We start from the raw sequence: 19,620 nt of genomic DNA on the forward strand, positions 1-19,620 counted from the left end.
ATCAATAGTTGTCAACGATAAACGGATTCAGCGGTTGGCTATGATAAGAAGTAAGAAAATCAAAGACGCAAAATAAGCAAACCATTCTCTTACAGATCCAGCAGAGAACCGGCTTGCTTTTTTTGCAAACTAAAAAGAGCGTATTGGATTTATCGGCGGATTACTTGATTTTAATGACGATCTTGCCTTTGGCATGGTGTGTTTCACTCTGTTTGTGGGCTGTGCGCAAGCCTTCTTGAGTCAATGGATAAGTCTCGCCAACCACTGCTTTCAATAGATCTTTCTCCATTAAATCAGCTAACTTTTTCAAGCGCTGCCCATTAGGTTCCAAAAAGAAATAACCAGTTTTAACATCTTTTTCTGCTGCTTGCTGTTCATCTATAGGAGAAACGATGGATACAAGCATGCCGCCTGCCTTCAGGACATTGAAGCTTTTTTCTTGGACTTCGCCTCCTATAGTATCAAAGACGATATCATAGTCTGACAGCAATGATTCAAAATCTTGTGAGGTATAGTCAATGAATTGATCGGCCCCTAAAGACTTAAGAAAATCGCGGTTTTTTTCACTGGCAGTAGTAGCAACATAAGCACCAAAGCTTTTGGCGATTTGAATGGCTAAGCTTCCTACACCGCCTGAGCCCGCATGAATCAAAACGCGATCGCCTTTTTTGATATTTGCTTTTTCAACTAATGCAACCCATGCTGTTTCACCGGCAAGAGGAATTGCGGCTGCTTCTTCAAAAGTAGTGTTATTCGGCATTTTTGCTAAAAGGTGTTCATCAATTGCTGCAAATTCAGCATAAGTTCCGCGATTATTTGTCGCAGGTCTAGCAAAAACTTTGTCGCCTACTTGAAAATCATGAACGCCTTTTCCTATTTTCCTTATAATACCGGCAGCGTCCCAACCGAGAATAGCTGGAAATGTAAATGGCAGCATACTTGCCAAGTATCCTTCGCGTACTTTCCAATCAACTGGATTGATAGAAGTAGCATGCAATTCTACTAAAACTTGATGATCTTTCAATTCAGGAAGAGGCATGTCTTTTTCTTTCAGTTGATCAGCAGAACCATATTGTTCAATCACTATAGCTTTCATTTCTTATTCCTTCTTTCGTTGATCTGATGAAACAATTGTTTGTTGTCTCATACTATGATTAGAATAACAAAATTAAAAACGATTTGAAAGCAAACCAGCTGGTCAAACTTTACAATCTTCTTTATCGAAGATAGGAAAGAAAAAACAAGTCTGTTTGTTGAATGACTTATTCTATGATAGAACAAAAAAAACAGGAGATATTTCTCCTGGTTTTGATCGTTTTGTTTACTGTTAGGAAGGGGAATTGATTAATCAAAAAACTGGTAATACCATACGATTAAAGTATAGACAGACCAGATTTTGCGCATGTTGGCTTTTTTGCCTGCGCAGTGATCCTCTAATAGTTGATCTAAATAAGCTTGATCAAAGTAAGTTTTTGCGAAGTCTGTATGGAAAGCGAATTGGATATCCGCACGAATGTCTTCGCGTTTGATCCATTCTGCTAAAGGAGATGGAAAACCTAGCTTTGGTTTATTGGCGACATGTTCCGCTAGTTTTTTGTTTGCCGTTTCTCTTAAAGCGACCTTTGTTTTATTTTTCTGGATCAAGTCTTTGGAAGGTAGTGTAGCAGCGACTTTCATCACTTCTTTGTCCAAGAAAGGAACACGCAGCTCCAAAGAATTCGCCATACTCATCCGATCAGCTTTCAACAAGATGTCATACGGCAGCCAAGTATGAAAATCAAAATACATCATTTCATGGATTTCGTCTTTCATAGGGGCCTTTTCGAAGATTTTCTTTGTTTCTTGATGAAGATCTTTGTTCAACTGTTGGTTTTTAAGCAGTTGATTGCGTTCATTAAAGGAAAAGACGTAATCGATTCGGAAGTTTCTTTCTTCGATCGGCAAAGCTCCTCGAACTAAGAAACGTTTCCCTTTCATTGCCGGCATTTTTTTAGCTAACTTAGCTAAGCTGACCCGTATACGGCGCGGTGTTTTGTCGTATTTGCTGTAAGGAATGGCGTCTAAGTAACGATTGTACCCGCCAAACAACTCATCTGCTCCTTCACCTGATAACACCACTTTTACTTTTTCTGAAGCCGTTTGGGCAACAAAATAGAGTGGAATAGCAGATGGATTAGACAAAGGTTCATCCATATGATATTGAATGTTTGGAATAGCGTTCATAAAATCATCTGCCGAGATTTTTCTGCTGGTATTTTTTACGGCAATGCTATCAGAAAAGTCTGTGGAATAAGACAGTTCACTAAATTTTTCTTCTTCATAACCGACAGAAAATGATTGAATGTTTTGTTGTTCTGATGCTGTTTTTAAAATATAACTAGAATCAACACCGCTTGATAAGAAACTGCCGACTTCAACGTCTGCAATCAAATGGGCAGAAACAGATTCTTCAACCGCTTGTTCAATTTTTCTGGTTTCTTCCTCGCGCGTTTGTTTTTGAATAGGGTAAACAGGATCAAAATATCTTGTGGTAGACATTTCTTTGTTTGTTAAGTCATAGCAAAAGTAATGTCCTGGCATCACTTTATAAATGTCTTTAAAGAAAGTCGTTTGATCTGTTGTATATTCCATGCTGAGATAATCTGCTAGAATCGTTTCGTTAAAGGCCTTCTTCAACTTAGGATGCGGCAGCAGTCCTTTGATCTCAGATCCAAAAACGAATTCTCCATCTGCTTGGTAATAATAAAGCGGCTTGATGCCGAAATGGTCACGTGCGCCAAACAGTTTATTGGCTTTTTTATCCCAAATCACAAAAGCAAACATCCCGCGCAATTGGGTGACGATCTTTTCGCCAAAGTAATCGTAGCCGCGTAGAATAACTTCTGTGTCTGATTCAGTTTCAAAAACATATCCTTTTTCTTCTAGAAAGGCACGGATCTCTTGATAGTTATAAATTTCGCCATTGAATTGCAGCACTCTTTCTGTAATCGTATCCGTCATCGGCTGCTTTCCGTGCTCGAGATCAATAATGGCTAACCGTCTAAAACCAAATACCATAGAATCATCTATGTAATAAGATTCATCATCAGGTCCGCGGTGCTTGATCGTATCGGCCATTTCTTTGATGATTCTTTGATTGTTACTTTCAGAAAAACCTGTATTGCAATAACCTACAAAACCACACATATATTTTCACTTCTCTTCTTTCTATATCATAACCTAAAGCGACGTTTTCGATTGACTGTTTGTTTTCATACCTTTTCCGATTATGCGCCCATTTCACTTTATTTTCAATCATTTCATCCATTCTTATTATTTTGTTCATAAACACATAAAAACCTTGTTTTCAGCTGTTTTTTTGGTGGCTGCATTAGCATAAACAGAAAAGGAAATTTATGATTAAGAATGGATAATAGGACATAGATACAAAAGAAGTCGTTAACTTTACTGTTTAATTAAAAAAGAACGTATTCAATTTAATAAGAAAGAAACGGTTACAACGATAATACAAGAGCGATTAAGTGATTCGTATTACTTTTATGAATGGCTTTCTTAAAATATGTTAAAATAATGGGAGATTATTTGGAAAGGAAACGAAGTAGATGAGTAGAATAAGAGGTTTTGAAATTGTGTCATCTTATGAAGGGAAAGAAATAAACTTGCCGAAAAGAGCGACAGCCCATGCAGCAGGATATGATTTTGAAGCGGCGGAGGATACAGTCGTGCCGTCTATCTGGAAAGCGTTGTTTAAGAATAGAACACATAAGGCGAAAGAAGAGATAGCATCTTTTTCGCTTCCTGAAGAAAACCAGCGCTTTTTAAAATCCACGTTGGTTCCAACGGGTATCAAAGCTTACATGAAAGACGATGAATACTTGCAGTTGGCCAATCGCTCAAGCAACCCGATCAAAAATCAATTGACGATGCCGAATGGAGTAGGGATCATTGATGCCGACTATTATGGAAATGAAGATAATGAAGGACACATCTATTTCCAATTTGTAAATTATGGGATACGTGATCATGTGATTAAAAAAGGCGAACGAATCGGACAAGGGATCTTTATGTCCTTTTTAAAAGTTGATCATGAAGCAGAAGGATCTGCTAAAAGAACAGGCGGATTTGGTTCTTCAGGCCGGTAAACATGACCTGCAGATCAAAGGGACAGAAGAAGCGGAAATAACTGCATGGTCTACTTCAGCAGTTATTCATTTACAGTTTATTGTGTTCGTTGCAGTGTTAAATAGGAAAAAAAAGTTGCTCATCATGAGCGGCTTTTTTTATTTCTGCAGACGGAATGAAGTGATTTTGCGTACTTTAGATTCAAGAGCGCAAATTTAACGGTTATTTAAAAGTTTTGTGGTAGAATTAACCCTTAAGATGGTTGGTTTTATGGTAAAATAGAAGCAACTTGTTTTTTGTTTTTCAACAAGGGACAAACAAGAAATAAAAAAGTAATCAAATGTTTAATCGATGATATTTATGAGAAAGCGAGGCTGAAAGATTGGCCAAAAAGAAATCCACAAAGTTTGTCTGCCAAGCTTGCGGGTATGAGTCTCCGAAGTGGATGGGACGGTGCCCAAACTGTGGCAGTTGGAACGAAATGGTCGAAGAAGTAGTGGCGGATAAAAATGATCGCAGAAGTCGCGTCAGCATGACGGGGGTAGCGGCAAAGGCTGAACCGATCCAACGCATCACCGTATCCAAAGAACCGCGTATCAAAACAAAACTAGGTGAACTCAATCGTGTTCTCGGCGGAGGCGTTGTTCCTGGTTCGCTCGTTTTGATCGGCGGGGACCCAGGGATCGGAAAATCGACTCTGCTGCTGCAAGTATCCGCACAGTTAAATGAAACAGGCGGTAAAGTACTGTATGTATCAGGAGAAGAAAGTGCGACACAGATCAAATTGCGGGCAGAAAGGCTCGGGGTCGATGGCGGCAATTTTTATATCTACCCTGAAACAGATATGAGTGCGATCCGTCAAACGGTTGAAGAGTTGAAGCCGGATTATGTCATTATTGACTCTATTCAGACAATGAATCAGCCGGATGTAACGAGTGCAGCCGGGAGTGTTTCACAAGTGAGAGAAAGTACCGCTGATCTGATGAGGATCGCAAAAACCAACAATATTGCGATCTTTATTGTTGGCCACGTTACAAAAGAAGGAGCCTTGGCTGGTCCGCGGATGTTGGAACATATGGTGGATACCGTACTTTACTTTGAAGGCGACCGTCATCAGTCTTTTCGCGTGCTGCGTGCTGTTAAAAATCGGTATGGTTCAACCAATGAGATCGGCATTTTTGAAATGCGGAACGGCGGCTTAGCAGAAGTGCTGAACCCTTCTGAGATGTTTTTGGAAGAACGACTGGCCGGAGAAAATGGGTCAGCGGTTGTTGCAGCGATGGAAGGAACGCGCCCAATACTGGCTGAGATTCAAGCTTTGATCACGCCGACTGTTTTCGGGAATGCCAGACGAACAGCCAGCGGAGTAGATTATAATCGGGTTTCAGTGATCATGGCTGTGCTAGAGAAAAGAGCCGGCATGTTGCTGCAAAATCAAGATGCGTATTTAAAAGCAGCTGGCGGTGTGAAATTAAGTGAACCTGCCATCGACTTGGCGATCGCCATCAGCATCGTTTCCAGCTATCAGGAAAAAGGAACGAACTCAACCGATTGTTTTGTCGGTGAAATCGGCCTGACTGGAGAAGTACGCCGTGTCGACCGAATCGAGCAACGGGTCAATGAAGCAGCTAAACTAGGCTTCAAGCGCATTTTTATTCCTAAAAACAACATTGGCGGCTGGGATTTTCCGAAAGGGATCGAAGTCATCGGTGTAGCTACGATCACAGATTGTATTCAAAAAGCGCAATTGCGAAATTAGCACATCTAGTTGTAAGGTTTGCAGCAGGACCCATCAAAGAACTGGGAGTCAATCATTCAGAGGCTCCCAAGTTACATTTAATTAAAAAGGAGGAAGTGTTTTGAAGAAAAAGATTATTACAGCTATCTTTGTTCTTGCTGGCATCAGTATCGGCGTACCGGTTCTGCCGCTGCTTTGGAAAGCTATTGGATTAACCTATCCAATTCTAGACAACGTAATCACAAATGCTCTTTTAGGCGCTATTATTTTCTATCTTATTTCTATTCCTACTGTGCATTACGTTGAACAAGCCATGACCAAAGTTGAGACAGCCCTCAGCAAGTTGAGTTTAGGTTATTTATTATTTGGGAGTGTGGGGATCATTATCGGCCTGTTGCTGGCTTGGCTGATCAATTTATCTTTGATCAGTTTGGATTGGCCTTTTGTCAGTGACGTATTGCCGATCATCGTGACGGTCGTCTTTGCCTATTTAGGGTTTCGTGTGGGAACTACTAGAAGACAAGAAATTCGTTCAATGTTCCAGTCTAGAGACAAGCAAACAGAAGACGAAACAACCAAGGGAGAAGTTCTGGAGCGTTACGCAGACGACAATTTTCATAAGTACAAGATCTTGGACACGAGCGTAATCATTGATGGACGTATTTATGATATCGTCCAGACAGGTTTTCTAGAAGGAACCTTGTTGATCCCTAATTTTGTGCTCCAAGAATTACAATACATTGCGGATTCTTCTGATAGCTTGAAACGCGTACGCGGACGCAGAGGGTTAGACATTTTGAACGCGTTGCAAAAAGAAGAAGGTTTGCAAGTCGAAATGTATGACGGAGATTTCAAAGATATTGAAGAAGTGGACAGCAAATTGGTCAAATTGGCGAAATTACTAGATGGTGTGGTCGTCACTAACGATTATAACCTTAATAAAGTCAGTGAGTTCCAAAATGTACCGGTACTGAATATCAACGAACTAGCAAATGCCGTCAAACCGGTCGTGATTCCAGGTGAAACAATGACAGTCGTAATCGTCAAGTCTGGTACAGAACGGACGCAAGGGGTCGCCTACTTGGATGATGGCACAATGGTCGTTGTCGAAGAAGGACAGCACTATATGAATCAAAAACTCAATGTCGTGGTGACGAGTTCTCTGCAAACGGCTGCTGGTCGCATGATTTTTGCCAAACCCGAAAATGCACAGAAAAAAATCAAAGATAAACATTAAGGCGGCGTCTAGATGAAAACAGATTATGAATTGATTCTGCTGGCAGCGGGTCAAGGAAATCGAATGCACGCGGTTAAAAACAAAGTGCTGCTGCCGCTTCTAGATAAACCGATGATTGTGCATACTTTGCGCCCGTTTTTTGCAGACTCTTACTGCAAACATATCATTATAACCGTCAATGCTGATGAACAGCTGATCATCAAAGAGCTGATCGACAAGGAATTTTCAGCAAATGATACACCGGTTTCAATCGTTATTGGCGGCAGCGAGCGTCAATACAGTTCTTATAACGGTCTGCAATATTTGAAACAGCCAAAAGACGGTTATGTGATGATCCACGATGCTGCCCGTCCCTTTATCAAGCAAAGAGAGATCGATCGTCTGAATGAACAGATGCAACGAACAGGCGGAGCGATTTTAGCTGTCCCGCCTAAAGATACGATCAAACTTAGTACAAATGGTAAGGTAAAGCAGACGATCCCGCGCCAAACGGTCTGGCATGCCCAAACGCCGCAAGCGTTCAGCAGCAGCTTGGCTATTGCGGCACATGAACGGGCATTGCAACAGGACTTTTTTGGCACAGATGATGCGGCAGTTGTTGAGCAGATCTTTGAAGATATTTTGATCGTAGAAGGCAGCTATGACAACTTGAAAATGACAACAGCCGAAGATTTGATCATCGGTGAAATGCTGCTTAGTTCTTGGCGAGAAAGCGAAGAGCAAAACCGGTAGAGAAACAGCAAAAAAATGACGCAAATGATTGTCAAAATGGTCTTTGCGTGTTACCGTTAAATGGATAAGAGAACAGCTGACTTAACATCGGCTGTTCTGCTAAAAAAACTAACATTTTTAACTAACATCTTAGAAAAGAGGAGAAAGAAATGACGAAAAAAATTCGCGTTCGTTATGCTCCAAGCCCAACAGGACACTTGCATATCGGAAATGCACGGACTGCTTTATTCAATTATTTGTATGCACGCCATCATGATGGAGACTTTATTATCCGGATTGAAGACACGGACCAAAAACGGAATATTGCAGGCGGAGAAGAAAGTCAGTTGGAAAACTTGAAATGGCTAGGAATGGATTGGGATGAAAGTCCAGACAAACCTGGCGAATATGGCCCTTACCGCCAATCAGAACGGAAAGATATCTATGATCCGTTAGTTGATCAATTGCTGATGAGCAATCGGGCGTATAAGTGCTATTGTACAGAAGAAGAATTGGAAGAAGAACGCGAAGCGCAACGCGCACGTGGCGAAATGCCTCATTATGGCGGGAAATGTGCTCATTTGACTGCCGCAGAGCAACAAGAAAAAGAAGATGCTGGTCTAGAACCAGTGATTCGTTTCCGCGTGCCGAAAGAAAACGCGTATGAATTCGAAGACTTAGTGAAAGGGCACATCTCTTTTGAAGCAGCAAGTGTCGGCGGTGATTTCGTCATCAAAAAACGTGATGGTTTCCCAACTTACAACTTTGCTGTAGCGGTTGATGACCACTACATGAAAATCAGCCACGTTTTGCGTGGAGACGACCATATCGCCAATACACCAAAACAGCTGATGATTTATGAAGCATTTGACTGGGAAGCACCAAAATTCGGTCATATGACATTGATCATCAACTCTGAAACGGGTAAAAAGCTCAGCAAGCGTGATGAAAGCATTTTGCAGTTTATTGAACAATACCGTGAATTGGGTTACTTACCTGAAGCGATGTTCAACTTTATTACATTGCTTGGCTGGTCACCAACTGGAGAAGATGAAATTTTTGACCGGGAAGCTTTGATTCAAATGTTTGATGCTGACCGTTTAAGCAAATCTCCAGCTGCATTTGATGCGAAGAAATTGGAATGGATCAACAACCAATATATGAAACAGGCTGATTTGGACAGGGTAGTAACTTTGGCTGAACCACAACTGATCAAAGCCGGCTATGTGGAAGAAAATCCATCTCCTGAAAAAGAAGCATGGGTAAGAAAATTGGTCAGCTTGTACCATGAACAAATGAGTTATGGGGCAGAAATCGTTGACTTAGCTGAAATGTTCTTTACAGAAGTGCCAACTTTAGGCAATGAAGCAAGAGAAGTCTTGGCAGGCGAAACGGTTGTCGAAGTCTTGACTGCATTTGACAAAGTGATCGATGAAATCGAACCTTTCGAAGCAGCAGAAATCCAAAAAGGCATCAAATCTGTTCAAAAAGAAACTGGCATCAAAGGGAAAAATCTGTTTATGCCGATTCGTGTAGCCGTTTCTGGAGAAGTACATGGTCCATCATTGAATGATACCATCGAACTACTAGGACGTGAAAAAACAAAACGCCATTTAGAAGAAGCTCTATCTTCTTTGACAAATGAATAAAACAAAAAGCGAAGATAAGAGAAAGTAACTGAAAGGAGACGTCCACAGAGAGTCTGCAAAGGTGGAAGCAGATGACGGAACTTCAGCGAAGTGCCTCTTTGAGCTGCAGCGTCGAACACCAAACCAGTAGACCCTGCCGGCTTGTCACCGATAAAAAACAACAAGGCTATGAACTAGGATGCGGAGAAACACGGTTAGAAAGCGAAGACTATCGTCATCCTGACGCAAGCAACCCAGCGAAGCGGTTGTGCGGACAGGATAAGATAGACAAAGCTTTCTGTGTTTCGCAGCTCAACTACCAGGATGCGGAACGAGACTCTACCTCGTGCAGCTCAACTACCAGGAAGCGGAACGAGGTCGAAAGAGTCGATAGGGCATTCTGAAAAGTATTCTGAGATCATAGCGAAAAAAAGTGGAACCACGCTAACAGCGTCTTTTATTGTGCTCGTCACATAAAAGGCGCTGTTTTGTTATGATTAGCTAGTATTTAACACTACGTTGAAAGCTGTTGTGCTGCAACTCGTTCACAGACTAGGTTTCTGTGATCAAGTTCAGAGCATAAAATCTTCAACTTGTTCACAGGATAGGCTTCTGTTACCAAGTTCAGAGCGTAGGACCTTCAACTCGTTCACAGACCAAGCTTCTGTGATCAAGTTCAGAGCATAAAATCTTCAACTTGTTCACAGGATAGGCTTCTGTTACCAAGTTCAGAGCGTAGGACCTTCAACTCGTTCACAGACCAAGCTTCTGTGATCAAGTTCAGAGTGTGGACCTTCAACTCGTTCACAGGATCGGCTACCAGGTGATTTTGCAACAAATCGTTCCTGACGTAGTAAGAGAAAGCTGAAAATTCTTTAATGGTGCAAAGTCTCGCTTCGCTCGCTTTGTACTATTTCACACTAAGATTGATGATATCAATCAAACTCAAGCTCAAGGAGCCTGCAAATCCTTAAGTTTGTCTGGTGCCTTTCACGTATAGGGACAGAAGAAGTGGAAACAATTGCATGAATGATTCATTCGGTAGGCACTAATAGAGCATTTACAAAGTTCATTGTATAGTGTGAAGCAAGGTCGTTCCTTATTTGACCCATTGTTTGTTACAACTCAGTTACCTATCAGTAAAGGAGTCGCAGAATGAAGATGATCAGAGAAACGATTCAAGTCATTAAGAAAAATGATCCCTCTGTCAGAAGTACGTTGGAAGTGCTCCTGACCTATCCAGGATTTTATGCTGTATTGTTTCACCGACCGGCTCATGTTCTGTATCGGCATCAGTGGTATTTATTTGCGAAAGTACTGGCTACCTTTTCTCGCTGGCTTACTGGGATTGAAATCCACCCCGGAGCAAGAATCGGCCAACGCCTGTTCATTGACCATGGAATGGGAGTTGTCATCGGTGAAACGGCAGAGATCGGTGATGACGTGACGATGTATCATGGCGTCACATTAGGCGGGACGGGCAAGGAAAGAGGAAAACGACATCCAACGATTGGAAATGGCGTACTGATTTCGGCGCATGTACAAATTTTAGGTCCTGTGACGATTGGGGATCATGCTAAAATCGGTGCAGGAGCAGTGGTACTCGACTCTATTCCAGCAGACACAACAGCAGTCGGGATACCGGCAAAAGTAGTCAGAAGAGCAGGAAAATCAACGAGTATCAAAAAGAACGATTAATCAATAGAAAAATGAACTGAAGCAGAAAAGAGGAGAAAAGCATGCTGAAAATCTACAACACCTTAACCCGTCAAAAAGAAACTTTTACGCCGCTTGAACCCGGTAAAGTTAAAATGTATGTTTGCGGTCCAACGGTTTACAATTATATTCACATTGGGAATGCGCGCAGTGCTGTTGCATTTGATACAGTCCGCCGTTATTTAGAGTTTCGCGGCTATCAAGTCGATTACGTTTCTAACTTTACAGATGTAGACGATAAGATCATTAAAGCTGCTAAAGAACTGCAATTGTCTGCTCCAGAAGTGGCTGATCGTTTTATCGCTGCTTACCGCGAAGATACAACAGCTCTAGGCATTGAAGCAGCAACGCATCACCCGCGCGTAATGGAAAATATGCCGGATATCATTACATTTATCCAAGCTTTGATCGATAAGGACTATGCATATGCAGCTGACGGAGATGTCTATTATCGTACCCGTAAATTCAAAGACTATGGCAAATTGAGCGGCATATCGATAGACGAGCTGGAAGTAGGCGCAAGTAATCGATTGAATGCTGATGAAAACAAAAAGAAAGAAGATCCAATTGATTTTGCTTTATGGAAAGCGGCTAAACCGGAAGAAATCAGCTGGGATTCACCATGGGGCAAAGGTCGACCAGGTTGGCACATTGAATGCTCTGTGATGGCAACCAAATATTTAGGGGATACGACCGACATTCACGCAGGAGGCCAAGATTTAGAATTCCCGCATCACGAAAATGAAATTGCGCAAAGTGAAGCCAAAACTGGACATCCTTTTGCACGGTATTGGATGCACAATGGATTCGTGACATTGGACAATGAAAAAATGAGCAAGTCACTCGGCAACTTTGTTCTGGTGCATGACATTATCAAAGAAGTTGACCCGCAGATTTTGCGGTTCTTTATGGCTACCACACAATACCGACGTCCGATCAGTTACAGCATGGACACGATCGAAGAAGCACAGACGAATTTGAACAGAATCAAAACGGCTCATCAAAATATCGTTTATCGCTTAAAAGACGCGGTCGATCAGCTGCCAGATGATGAAACTCATTTGCGGGCATTAGCAACATTTGAAGAAACTTTCATCAAAGAAATGGACGATGACATCAATACGGCTAATGGGATCACAGTGATTTATGAAATGATCAAGCAGATGAATATTTACAGCGAACAAAAGACCGTTTCTAAAGTCGTTCTTGAAAAAATGCAGCAGCAGCTAAGCGACTGGATGGCTATTTTCGGGATTACATTTGCAGAAGAGGAACTGCTGGATGAACGAATCGAACAATTGATCGATGAACGAAACCAAGCGCGTGCTGAAAAGAACTTTCAACGCAGCGACGAGATTCGCGATTTGCTGAAAGAATATGGCATCATGCTGGAAGATACACCGCAAGGAACAAGATGGAGAAGAGGATAAGATGACTGAAAAGAATTGGGCGTTACTCAATGGCCTGGCTTTGGCTTATGTAGGGGATGCCGCTTATGAAATTTATATTCGTGATCATTTAGTGAAGAAAGGGCAAACGCGTCCGAATCAGTTGCACCGCATGGCGACACATTTTGTTTCAGCGAAAGCTCAAGCTTTTCTGCTGCATGCAATGATGGATGAAGGTCTTTTGACGGAAGAAGAGGAGTCGATGTATAAGCGCGGGCGAAATGCCAAAAGCTATACGTCTGCTAAAAATGCTGACATTACCACTTATCGTACCTCGACCGGCTTTGAGGCACTGATGGGGTATCTGCATTTGTCTGGGCAAAAGGAGCGCATGGAAGAACTGATCTACTGGTGTATAGAAAAAGTGGAGGAAAAAGAAAATGCCAAGAAATCGTAAAGAACAGCAACGGAATAGACCGGCAGGCAAACGACCGGCAAAGAAAAGAGACCTGCAACATGAGCAGCCGGCACAACAAGAAGAACGTGATCTGGTCATGGGGCGCATGCCGGCTATTGAAGTATTAAAGTCAGAACGTGACATCAATAAAGTTTTTTTGCAAGAAGGGCTCAGCGGATCTAAGATGAATGAGATCCACAAGCTGGCTAAAGAACGCCAAGTGCAGATCTCTTATGTGCCAAAATCTAAGCTCGATCAATTAGTGGATGGCGCGAATCATCAAGGCGTTGTGATCGGTACAGCTGCTTATCAATATGCCACTATCGATGATTTATTTGCCGCTGCTGCAGAAAAAGAAGAAGATCCTTTCTTTCTGATTTTAGATGGAGTAGAAGATCCTCATAACTTAGGTTCTATTATGCGGACAGCTGATGCCAGTGGCGTGCACGGCATCATTATTCCAAAGCGGCGTGCAGTCGGCTTGACGGCCACTGTTGCCAAAGCATCCACCGGCGCGATCGAGCACGTTCCAGTCGTTCGCGTGACCAACCTCGTTCAAACGATCAAAGAACTGAAAAATCACGGCTTATGGTTCTATGGTACGGATATGAAAGGCCAAGATTACCGCAAATGGGATACAAAACTGCCGATCGGTTTAGTGATCGGTAATGAAGGTCAAGGAATCTCTCGACTCGTCAAGGAGCAAATGGATGGGATGCTGACGATTCCAATGACTGGACATGTGCAAAGCTTGAACGCATCTGTTGCTGCCAGCTTACTGATGTACGAAGTCTACCGTGGGCGTGAGTAAAATGGAAAGATAACAGCAGTCTCGAGAGTGCAAATGCGTTTGAGTATGCAATAAAGGAAAGATAACAACAGTCTCGGGAGTGCAAATACGTTTGAGTATGCAATAAAGGAAAGATAACAGCAGTCTCGGGAGTGCAAATGTGTTTGAGTATGCAATAAAGGAAAGATAACAGCAGTCTCGGGAGTGCGAATGCGTTTGAGTGTGCAATAAAGGAAAGATAACAACAGTCTCGAGAGCACAAGTGTATTTGAGTTGGTAAATATTCAATAAAAAAAGCAGAAAAAAAGTATTTTACCTAAGCAACGTATATCTTATGGGGAATAAAGGAGGTCGGATACAATGAAAAAAGATTTATTGATCGTGGACGGCTATAATATGATCGGTGCTTGGCCAGAGCTAGTCGCTTTAAAAAACAAAGATAAAATGGAAGATGCACGGGATCGTCTGCTGCACGAGTTATCTGATTATTCAAAGTATGAATGCATTGAAGTGCGCGTTGTATTCGATGCTCAATTTGTTCCGGGTATCCAAAAGAGCTACAAGAAGTATCATTTAGATGTTATTTTTACAAAAGAAGGCGAAACGGCAGATAGTTACATTGAGCGTGTGGTAGGGGAAGAAAATTTCTTGATCACGCAGGTTACTGTAGCGACCAGTGATTTGGCTGAGCAGTGGATGGTTTTTCAAAAAGGTGCGTTGCGGAAATCGGCAAATGAGTTGTTTAAAGACGTGCAGCGATCTAAAAAGAAAATCGCAGCTGAAGCCAGAACACTACATAGCAAGGATTACAGACGCAACTCGCCTTGGACCCATTTGCAAATCGAAGAACTGGAAAAATTGAGAGAAAGATTGAGTGACAACTGAGCAGAAAACGAGTATCATGAAGAGTAGATAGAGGTCACTTTATTTGCCTGATAAAATCTTAAAACCTTCTTAACTGCCAAGAAAACTATGGCTTGGCAGTTAGGCTTTTTAGCGTACACTGCTGCTGGAAAAGTGGGAGAAATAAGAGAAGAAACTTATGTGAATAAGTGATCGAATGCAGAAGATTTGGTGTCCAAATAGTTGACTTCCTCTTCCTATCTTGTTATGAATAGTAGAGGAAAATGTCATTCGGTTTGATGCAAAATTTTTTTAAAAAGCGGAAAAATACATAAATAACGCACAAACGTTACTTTTCTAGCTGTCCTGTCAGCTTTGATCAAAAAAAGAACAGGTTTGTCGCAGAAAAATCCCTGAAAAAAGTGAAGTCGTTCGTTATCAGTCATGTGCAAAGGATCTCATTTTTATTTTTAAGCTGTATTGTGATTTTTTTTAATAAAGGAGATTATAATGAATATTTTAAAAGTGAACATCAATAAGAGAGACGGACGAGTAGTTGCATTTGACGTCCAAAGAATTTATAACGCGATAGCAAAGGCTTATGATGAAACGGAACAGCCAATGCCACAAAAAGGTATCAGCAAATCATCAGCAATTCAAGATGTGGTTGAAGATGTAGAGCGCGTAATTCAAGAAACAGATCAGGCAGCTTATGGCGTTGAAGAAATTCAAGAGATCGTCAAATTGGCTCTGATCAATAAAATGCCGCTAGTAGCGAAATCTTACATCGAATATGCGACGATGCGCAAAACGTTGCGTGAGTCAGAAATGGATTTAAACAAGCGCATCAATAATTTAGTCAATGGAGATAAGTCCGTTGTAAACGAAAATGCGAATAAAGATTCCAGAACGTTTTCAACGAAGCGAGACTTGATGGCTGGACAAGTCGCGAAAGCAGAAGGGCTAAAAATGCTGCCGAAAAAGGTCAGAGAGGCACATTTGCGAGGAGACTTGCACTTTCACGACCTAGATTACAGCCCTTACTTGCCGTACACGAATTGCTGCTTGATCGACTTGAAACACATGTTTGAAACAGGCTTCAATATGGGGAATGCCATGATCGGTGAGCCAAAGTCGATTCAAACAGCGGTAGCTCAAACGAGTCAGATCATTGCAAATGTAGCCAGTCACCAATATGGCGGCACTTCGATCAATCGAATCGATGAAATACTGGAACCTTATGCATACAAAAATTACAACAAACATCTAGCAGAAGCTGAAAAATACCAGATTCCAGATCGTGAGACTTATGCGACTGAGCGAACAAAAAAAGACATTTACGATTCGATGCAAAGTCTTGAATATGAAATCAATACCCTTTACACGGCTAACGGGCAAACCCCTTTTACAACGATCGGCTTTGGTTTAGCCGAGAGCTTCTTTGGCAAAGAAATTCAAAAGGCTATTTTAAATGTCCGTTTGAACGGTTTAGGTGAAGACAAGAAAACAGCTATTTTCCCTAAACTGTTGTTTACGATCAAAGACGGGGTGAATTTAAAACCAGGTGATCCTCATTATGACGTGAAGCAATTGGCGCTCAAATGTGCCGCTAACAGAATGTATCCCGATATTTTAAATTATGACACGATCATTCGTTTGACGGGCAGTTTTAAATGTTCAATGGGCTGCCGTTCGTTCCTCCAAGGATGGAAAGATGAACAAGGCCAAGAAGTAAATGACGGCAGAATGAATTTAGGCGTGGTTACGCTGAATTTGCCTAGAATCGCGATCCAATCCAATGGCAACAGAGATGACTTTTGGGAAATCTTTGAGCAGCGGATGGACGTGCTGCATGAAGCCTTGCAATTTAGAAAGAAACGCGTTTTTGAAGCTTTGCCAGAAAACGCACCGATTTTATATAAAGATGGAGCTTTTGGAAAGAACTTAACAGATGAAGCCGACTTGGCAAAAGAAATGTTCTTGGATCAAAGAGCGACCATATCAGTTGGATATATTGGCTTGTATGAAGTGGGGAAAGTCTTTTACGGTGCGGATTGGGAAGATCAAGAAGAAGCTAGAAGTTTTACTTTATCCATCTTAAAACGCATGAAGGATCTCAGCACGCAATGGTCGGATGAAGAAGGTGTGTGGTATTCCGTCTATGGTACGCCGTCTGAAAGTTTGACCGACCGTTTCTGCAAACTAGACAAAGCTAAATTCGGCAGCATCGAAGACATTACAGACAAAGACTACTATACGAACAGTTTCCATTATGACATCCGCAAAAATCCGACGCCATTTGAGAAGATCGACTTTGAAAAAGATTACCCGGTTTACGCAAGCGGCGGATTTATTCACTATATTGAATATCCAAATGTCAAACATAACATCAAAGCACTAGAAACTGTTTGGGATTATGCCTATGACAAAGTCGGCTACTTAGGGACGAATACGCCAATCGACAAATGCTATGTGTGCGGTTCGGAAGCGGAATTTAAAACGACTGCCAAAGGTTTTGAATGCCCGCATTGCGGCAACAATGATCCAGACAAGTGTGACGTGGTCAGAAGAACATGCGGTTATTTAGGCAATCCGATGCAGCGGCCGATGGTTCATGGCAGACAAGTCGAAATCGCCAATAGAAAGAAGCATATTTAACATGAGTCAAATCGATATTAAAAAGCTGGCACAAGTCGACCGTTCAAAAGGGCTTGTGTCAGACTATAAGCCCTTTACGATGGTAGACGGAGAAGGTTTTCGCTGCGCCTTGTTCGTCAGCGGCTGCATCTTCAACTGCAAAGGCTGCTACAACAAAGTCATCCAAGACTTTGGCGTAGGCGTGCCGTATACAAAAGAATTAGAAGATCAGATCATCAAAGACATCGCGCAACCTTATGTCCAAGGATTGACGCTGCTGGGAGGCGAACCCTTCCTGAACACAAACGTCTGCCTATCGTTGATCAATCGGTTGAGAGCAGAATTTGGTCATACAAAAGACATTTGGTCATGGACAGGCTATACGTATGAAGAGCTGCTGGAATCCATCGCCTGCGACACGCTCAACTCCAAAAAACAAAAGGACATGTTAGACAAAGTCGATATCTTAGTAGACGGAAGATTCATCGAAGAACAACTCGACACGACCGGCAAACTCAAATTCCGCGGCAGCTGGAACCAAAGAATCATCGACATGAACCGCACAAGACAAAACGGCTCTGTAACACTCTGGGAAGATTAAGTTCTTCCCTTTTTTATTTGCACTGAGACTTTGCACCATTAAAGGCTTTTTCGCTTTTTCCTATCGCACCAGGACCAATTTGTTGCAAAACTGCATAATAATCGGTCCTGTGAACGAGTTTGCGGTTTTTCGTTCTGAACTTGATCACAGAGACCTGGGCTATGAACGAGTTGAAGATTCTACTCTCTGAACTTGATCACAGCAACCTGGTCTATGAACAAGTTGAAGATTTTTCTCTTTGAACTTGATCACAGCAACCTGGTCTATGAACAAGTTGAAGATTTTTCGTTCTGAACTTGATCACAGCAACCTGGTCTGTAAACAAGTTGCAAGTTTTACTCCCTGAACTTGATCACAGAAGTCTGGTCTGTGAACGAGTTGCAAGTTTTACGCTCTGAACTTGATCACAGCAACCTGATCTGTAAACGAGTTGTGGCACAATAGCATTCAATTTGAGCTGCTAAATATAGTCTGCTAGAATCTTTCTAAAATCCATTAGCCTATATACCGAACCCAAAAAGAGAAGACTGCTTTCTAAAGAGCGTTCATGGTAGTGTTAAATAGTAAGAAATAAAAGAGAAGCAAAGATTCATAAAGCTCACTTTGCATAAAAGGCCTACTTGTCAGCCATACCTCTGTTTGTGGCCCAATGAGTGAGAAACGAGCTGTTATTTGTACGTCATATGTTTGTTCATCACTAAATGAAAAGCCAAACTCCACCCTAAATGATTAAAACGAGTCAAAAGTAGTTTTTTTGACAAGAAAAGGAAGGATTTCAGAAGTGCAAAAATAGGAATAGTGACTTAATCCAGTCTTTTCAAGAAAAAAAGAACGAGTGAACTAAAACTTATCTCATAATCGAAATAATGATTGCAGTTATAGAAATGATGCTACATAATAACATCACAGATGTAATATTCCCCAGATTCATCTGCAAATCGAAGACTGGAAAAAGGTGGAGAAAAGGAATGAATAATAATCAAAGACTTTAGCAAGATAAAAAACAAGCTTCTAATAAAAGAACAAAAAAATTTGGAAATGGGTGTGAAGAGTTGATAGAGGAAAAAGATGGCTTTTTTAACAACTATACAGATGAAGAATTGATCCTAATGATACGAAGCGGTGATGACAGTTCCTTTGATTCTCTATTTTTGCGTTACCGACCACTGGTTAAGAAGTTGATTCATAGCTATTATTTGTATGGATATGAGAACGATGATTTTTTTCAAGAAGCTCGGGTTGTTTTTAATTCTGCGATTCAAAAGTATGATAAAGATAGAGGATTAAGCTTCGGCAACTATTACAAGTTAATGTTGAAACATCATCTATTTAGTCTGATTCGAAAGGATACAGCCAAAAAGAGAAGGGCAGCAAAGTTTTCTGAGTCATTGGAAGCTTTGATAGAAACAGGTAAATTTCCTCTAACAAGTTTTTCTGGAAAAGACTTTTCTTTCCAAGAAACATTAGAAGTAAAGGAAACCATTCCTGAATATTTCAGTTCTCTATCTGAGTTGGAACACCAAGTCTTTACGCTTTACTTAAGCAGTAAGGGAACAGATTTAATTGCTGAAGAACTATGTTGCGAAGAGTTACAAGTAGTTCATGCTTTAGATCGTTGTAAAAGAAAAATGAAGCAATATTTTAATTCTTAATTTGTAAGCGTTTTATAAAATATCTCCTCATAAAAGCTAAGTAGGCACTCGCAATCTGAGTGTCTATTTTTTTACTTTCCAGTAGTTAATAGTAGATTTT

15 protein-coding genes and 1 other annotated feature are annotated in these 19,620 nt (G+C 41.3%); of the genes, 13 read left to right on the forward strand and 2 right to left on the reverse strand.

Annotation, left to right across the window (positions count from 1 at the left end; all coding sequences use genetic code 11):
• Positions 1 to 160: 160 nt before the first annotated feature.
• Both BM057_RS02155 and asnB read right to left on the reverse strand, forming a co-directional pair.
• Positions 161 to 1,096: an NADP-dependent oxidoreductase gene (locus BM057_RS02155; RefSeq protein WP_092091206.1), complete on the reverse strand. Its 936-nt coding sequence runs from the start codon at positions 1,094 to 1,096 to the stop codon at positions 161 to 163.
• Between the two features lie 248 nt (positions 1,097 to 1,344).
• Positions 1,345 to 3,186: an asparagine synthase (glutamine-hydrolyzing) gene (asnB, locus tag BM057_RS02160; protein ID WP_092091208.1), complete on the reverse strand. Its 1,842-nt coding sequence runs from the start codon at positions 3,184 to 3,186 to the stop codon at positions 1,345 to 1,347.
• A 416-nt stretch (positions 3,187 to 3,602) separates the two neighbouring features.
• On the opposite strand from asnB, the gene BM057_RS02165 reads away from it, so the two are divergent.
• The 13 genes from BM057_RS02165 to BM057_RS02235 all read left to right on the forward strand — a co-directional run bounded on the left by BM057_RS02165 (position 3,603) and on the right by BM057_RS02235 (position 19,520).
• Positions 3,603 to 4,142 (forward strand): dCTP deaminase/dUTPase family protein, encoded by a 540-nt coding sequence (locus BM057_RS02165; protein ID WP_092091210.1) that lies wholly within the window; start codon positions 3,603 to 3,605, stop codon positions 4,140 to 4,142.
• A 362-nt stretch (positions 4,143 to 4,504) separates the two neighbouring features.
• Entirely contained in the window at positions 4,505 to 5,881 is a 1,377-nt protein-coding gene (gene radA / locus BM057_RS02175; protein ID WP_047393047.1) for a DNA repair protein RadA, read from the forward strand.
• Between the two features lie 100 nt (positions 5,882 to 5,981).
• Complete coding sequence (locus BM057_RS02180) at positions 5,982 to 7,097, forward strand: PIN/TRAM domain-containing protein (protein ID WP_092091214.1); 1,116 nt, start codon at positions 5,982 to 5,984, stop codon at positions 7,095 to 7,097.
• 12 nt (positions 7,098 to 7,109) lie between these two features.
• Positions 7,110 to 7,829: a 2-C-methyl-D-erythritol 4-phosphate cytidylyltransferase gene (gene ispD, locus BM057_RS02185; protein ID WP_047393052.1), complete on the forward strand. Its 720-nt coding sequence runs from the start codon at positions 7,110 to 7,112 to the stop codon at positions 7,827 to 7,829.
• Between the two features lie 149 nt (positions 7,830 to 7,978).
• Positions 7,979 to 9,457 (forward strand): glutamate--tRNA ligase, encoded by a 1,479-nt coding sequence (gene gltX, locus BM057_RS02190; protein WP_092091216.1) that lies wholly within the window; start codon positions 7,979 to 7,981, stop codon positions 9,455 to 9,457.
• A gap of 2 nt (positions 9,458 to 9,459) precedes the next feature.
• Positions 9,460 to 9,897, forward strand: a binding site (T-box leader).
• A 694-nt stretch (positions 9,898 to 10,591) separates the two neighbouring features.
• On the forward strand, positions 10,592 to 11,134 hold the full coding sequence (gene epsC / locus BM057_RS02200; RefSeq protein WP_047393060.1) for a serine O-acetyltransferase EpsC: 543 nt from the start codon (positions 10,592 to 10,594) through the stop codon (positions 11,132 to 11,134).
• A gap of 41 nt (positions 11,135 to 11,175) precedes the next feature.
• A complete protein-coding gene (cysS, locus tag BM057_RS02205; protein ID WP_092091220.1) occupies positions 11,176 to 12,582 on the forward strand; it encodes a cysteine--tRNA ligase in 1,407 nt (468 codons plus the stop codon).
• Between the two features lies 1 nt (position 12,583).
• Positions 12,584 to 12,997 carry a Mini-ribonuclease 3 gene (locus BM057_RS02210; RefSeq protein ID WP_047393066.1) on the forward strand — a complete coding sequence of 138 codons (414 nt, stop codon included), beginning with the start codon at positions 12,584 to 12,586 and terminating at the stop codon, positions 12,995 to 12,997.
• A 97-nt stretch (positions 12,998 to 13,094) separates the two neighbouring features.
• Entirely contained in the window at positions 13,095 to 13,808 is a 714-nt protein-coding gene (gene rlmB, locus BM057_RS02215) for a 23S rRNA (guanosine(2251)-2'-O)-methyltransferase RlmB (protein WP_047393271.1), read from the forward strand.
• 339 nt (positions 13,809 to 14,147) lie between these two features.
• Positions 14,148 to 14,672, forward strand: a complete 525-nt coding sequence (locus BM057_RS02220) for an NYN domain-containing protein (protein ID WP_092091222.1) — start codon at positions 14,148 to 14,150, stop codon at positions 14,670 to 14,672.
• 468 nt (positions 14,673 to 15,140) lie between these two features.
• Positions 15,141 to 17,288, forward strand: coding sequence for an anaerobic ribonucleoside-triphosphate reductase (nrdD, locus tag BM057_RS02225; RefSeq protein WP_092091224.1), 2,148 nt, complete (start codon positions 15,141 to 15,143; stop codon positions 17,286 to 17,288).
• A 1-nt stretch (position 17,289) separates the two neighbouring features.
• On the forward strand, positions 17,290 to 17,868 hold the full coding sequence (gene nrdG, locus BM057_RS02230) for an anaerobic ribonucleoside-triphosphate reductase activating protein (protein WP_245741775.1): 579 nt from the start codon (positions 17,290 to 17,292) through the stop codon (positions 17,866 to 17,868).
• A gap of 1,052 nt (positions 17,869 to 18,920) precedes the next feature.
• On the forward strand, positions 18,921 to 19,520 hold the full coding sequence (locus BM057_RS02235; RefSeq protein WP_245741776.1) for a sigma-70 family RNA polymerase sigma factor: 600 nt from the start codon (positions 18,921 to 18,923) through the stop codon (positions 19,518 to 19,520).
• Positions 19,521 to 19,620: the final 100 nt, after the last annotated feature.

This window comes from Pisciglobus halotolerans (assembly GCF_900113675.1).
Lineage (GTDB): Bacteria > Bacillota > Bacilli > Lactobacillales > Carnobacteriaceae > Pisciglobus > Pisciglobus halotolerans.

Excerpts from the sequence above, each read along its gene's own strand:
- BM057_RS02155 (WP_092091206.1), bottom strand. The coding sequence starts at position 1,096 with ATGAAAGCTATAGTGATTGAACAATATGGTTCTGCTGATCAACTGAAA.
- asnB (WP_092091208.1), bottom strand. The coding sequence starts at position 3,186 with ATGTGTGGTTTTGTAGGTTATTGCAATACAGGTTTTTCTGAAAGTAAC.
- BM057_RS02165 (WP_092091210.1), top strand. The coding sequence starts at position 3,603 with ATGAGTAGAATAAGAGGTTTTGAAATTGTGTCATCTTATGAAGGGAAA.
- ispD (WP_047393052.1), top strand. The coding sequence starts at position 7,110 with ATGAAAACAGATTATGAATTGATTCTGCTGGCAGCGGGTCAAGGAAAT.
- gltX (WP_092091216.1), top strand. The coding sequence starts at position 7,979 with ATGACGAAAAAAATTCGCGTTCGTTATGCTCCAAGCCCAACAGGACAC.
- epsC (WP_047393060.1), top strand. The coding sequence starts at position 10,592 with ATGAAGATGATCAGAGAAACGATTCAAGTCATTAAGAAAAATGATCCC.
- cysS (WP_092091220.1), top strand. The coding sequence starts at position 11,176 with ATGCTGAAAATCTACAACACCTTAACCCGTCAAAAAGAAACTTTTACG.
- BM057_RS02210 (WP_047393066.1), top strand. The coding sequence starts at position 12,584 with ATGACTGAAAAGAATTGGGCGTTACTCAATGGCCTGGCTTTGGCTTAT.
- rlmB (WP_047393271.1), top strand. The coding sequence starts at position 13,095 with ATGGGGCGCATGCCGGCTATTGAAGTATTAAAGTCAGAACGTGACATC.
- BM057_RS02220 (WP_092091222.1), top strand. The coding sequence starts at position 14,148 with ATGAAAAAAGATTTATTGATCGTGGACGGCTATAATATGATCGGTGCT.
- nrdD (WP_092091224.1), top strand. The coding sequence starts at position 15,141 with ATGAATATTTTAAAAGTGAACATCAATAAGAGAGACGGACGAGTAGTT.
- nrdG (WP_245741775.1), top strand. The coding sequence starts at position 17,290 with ATGAGTCAAATCGATATTAAAAAGCTGGCACAAGTCGACCGTTCAAAA.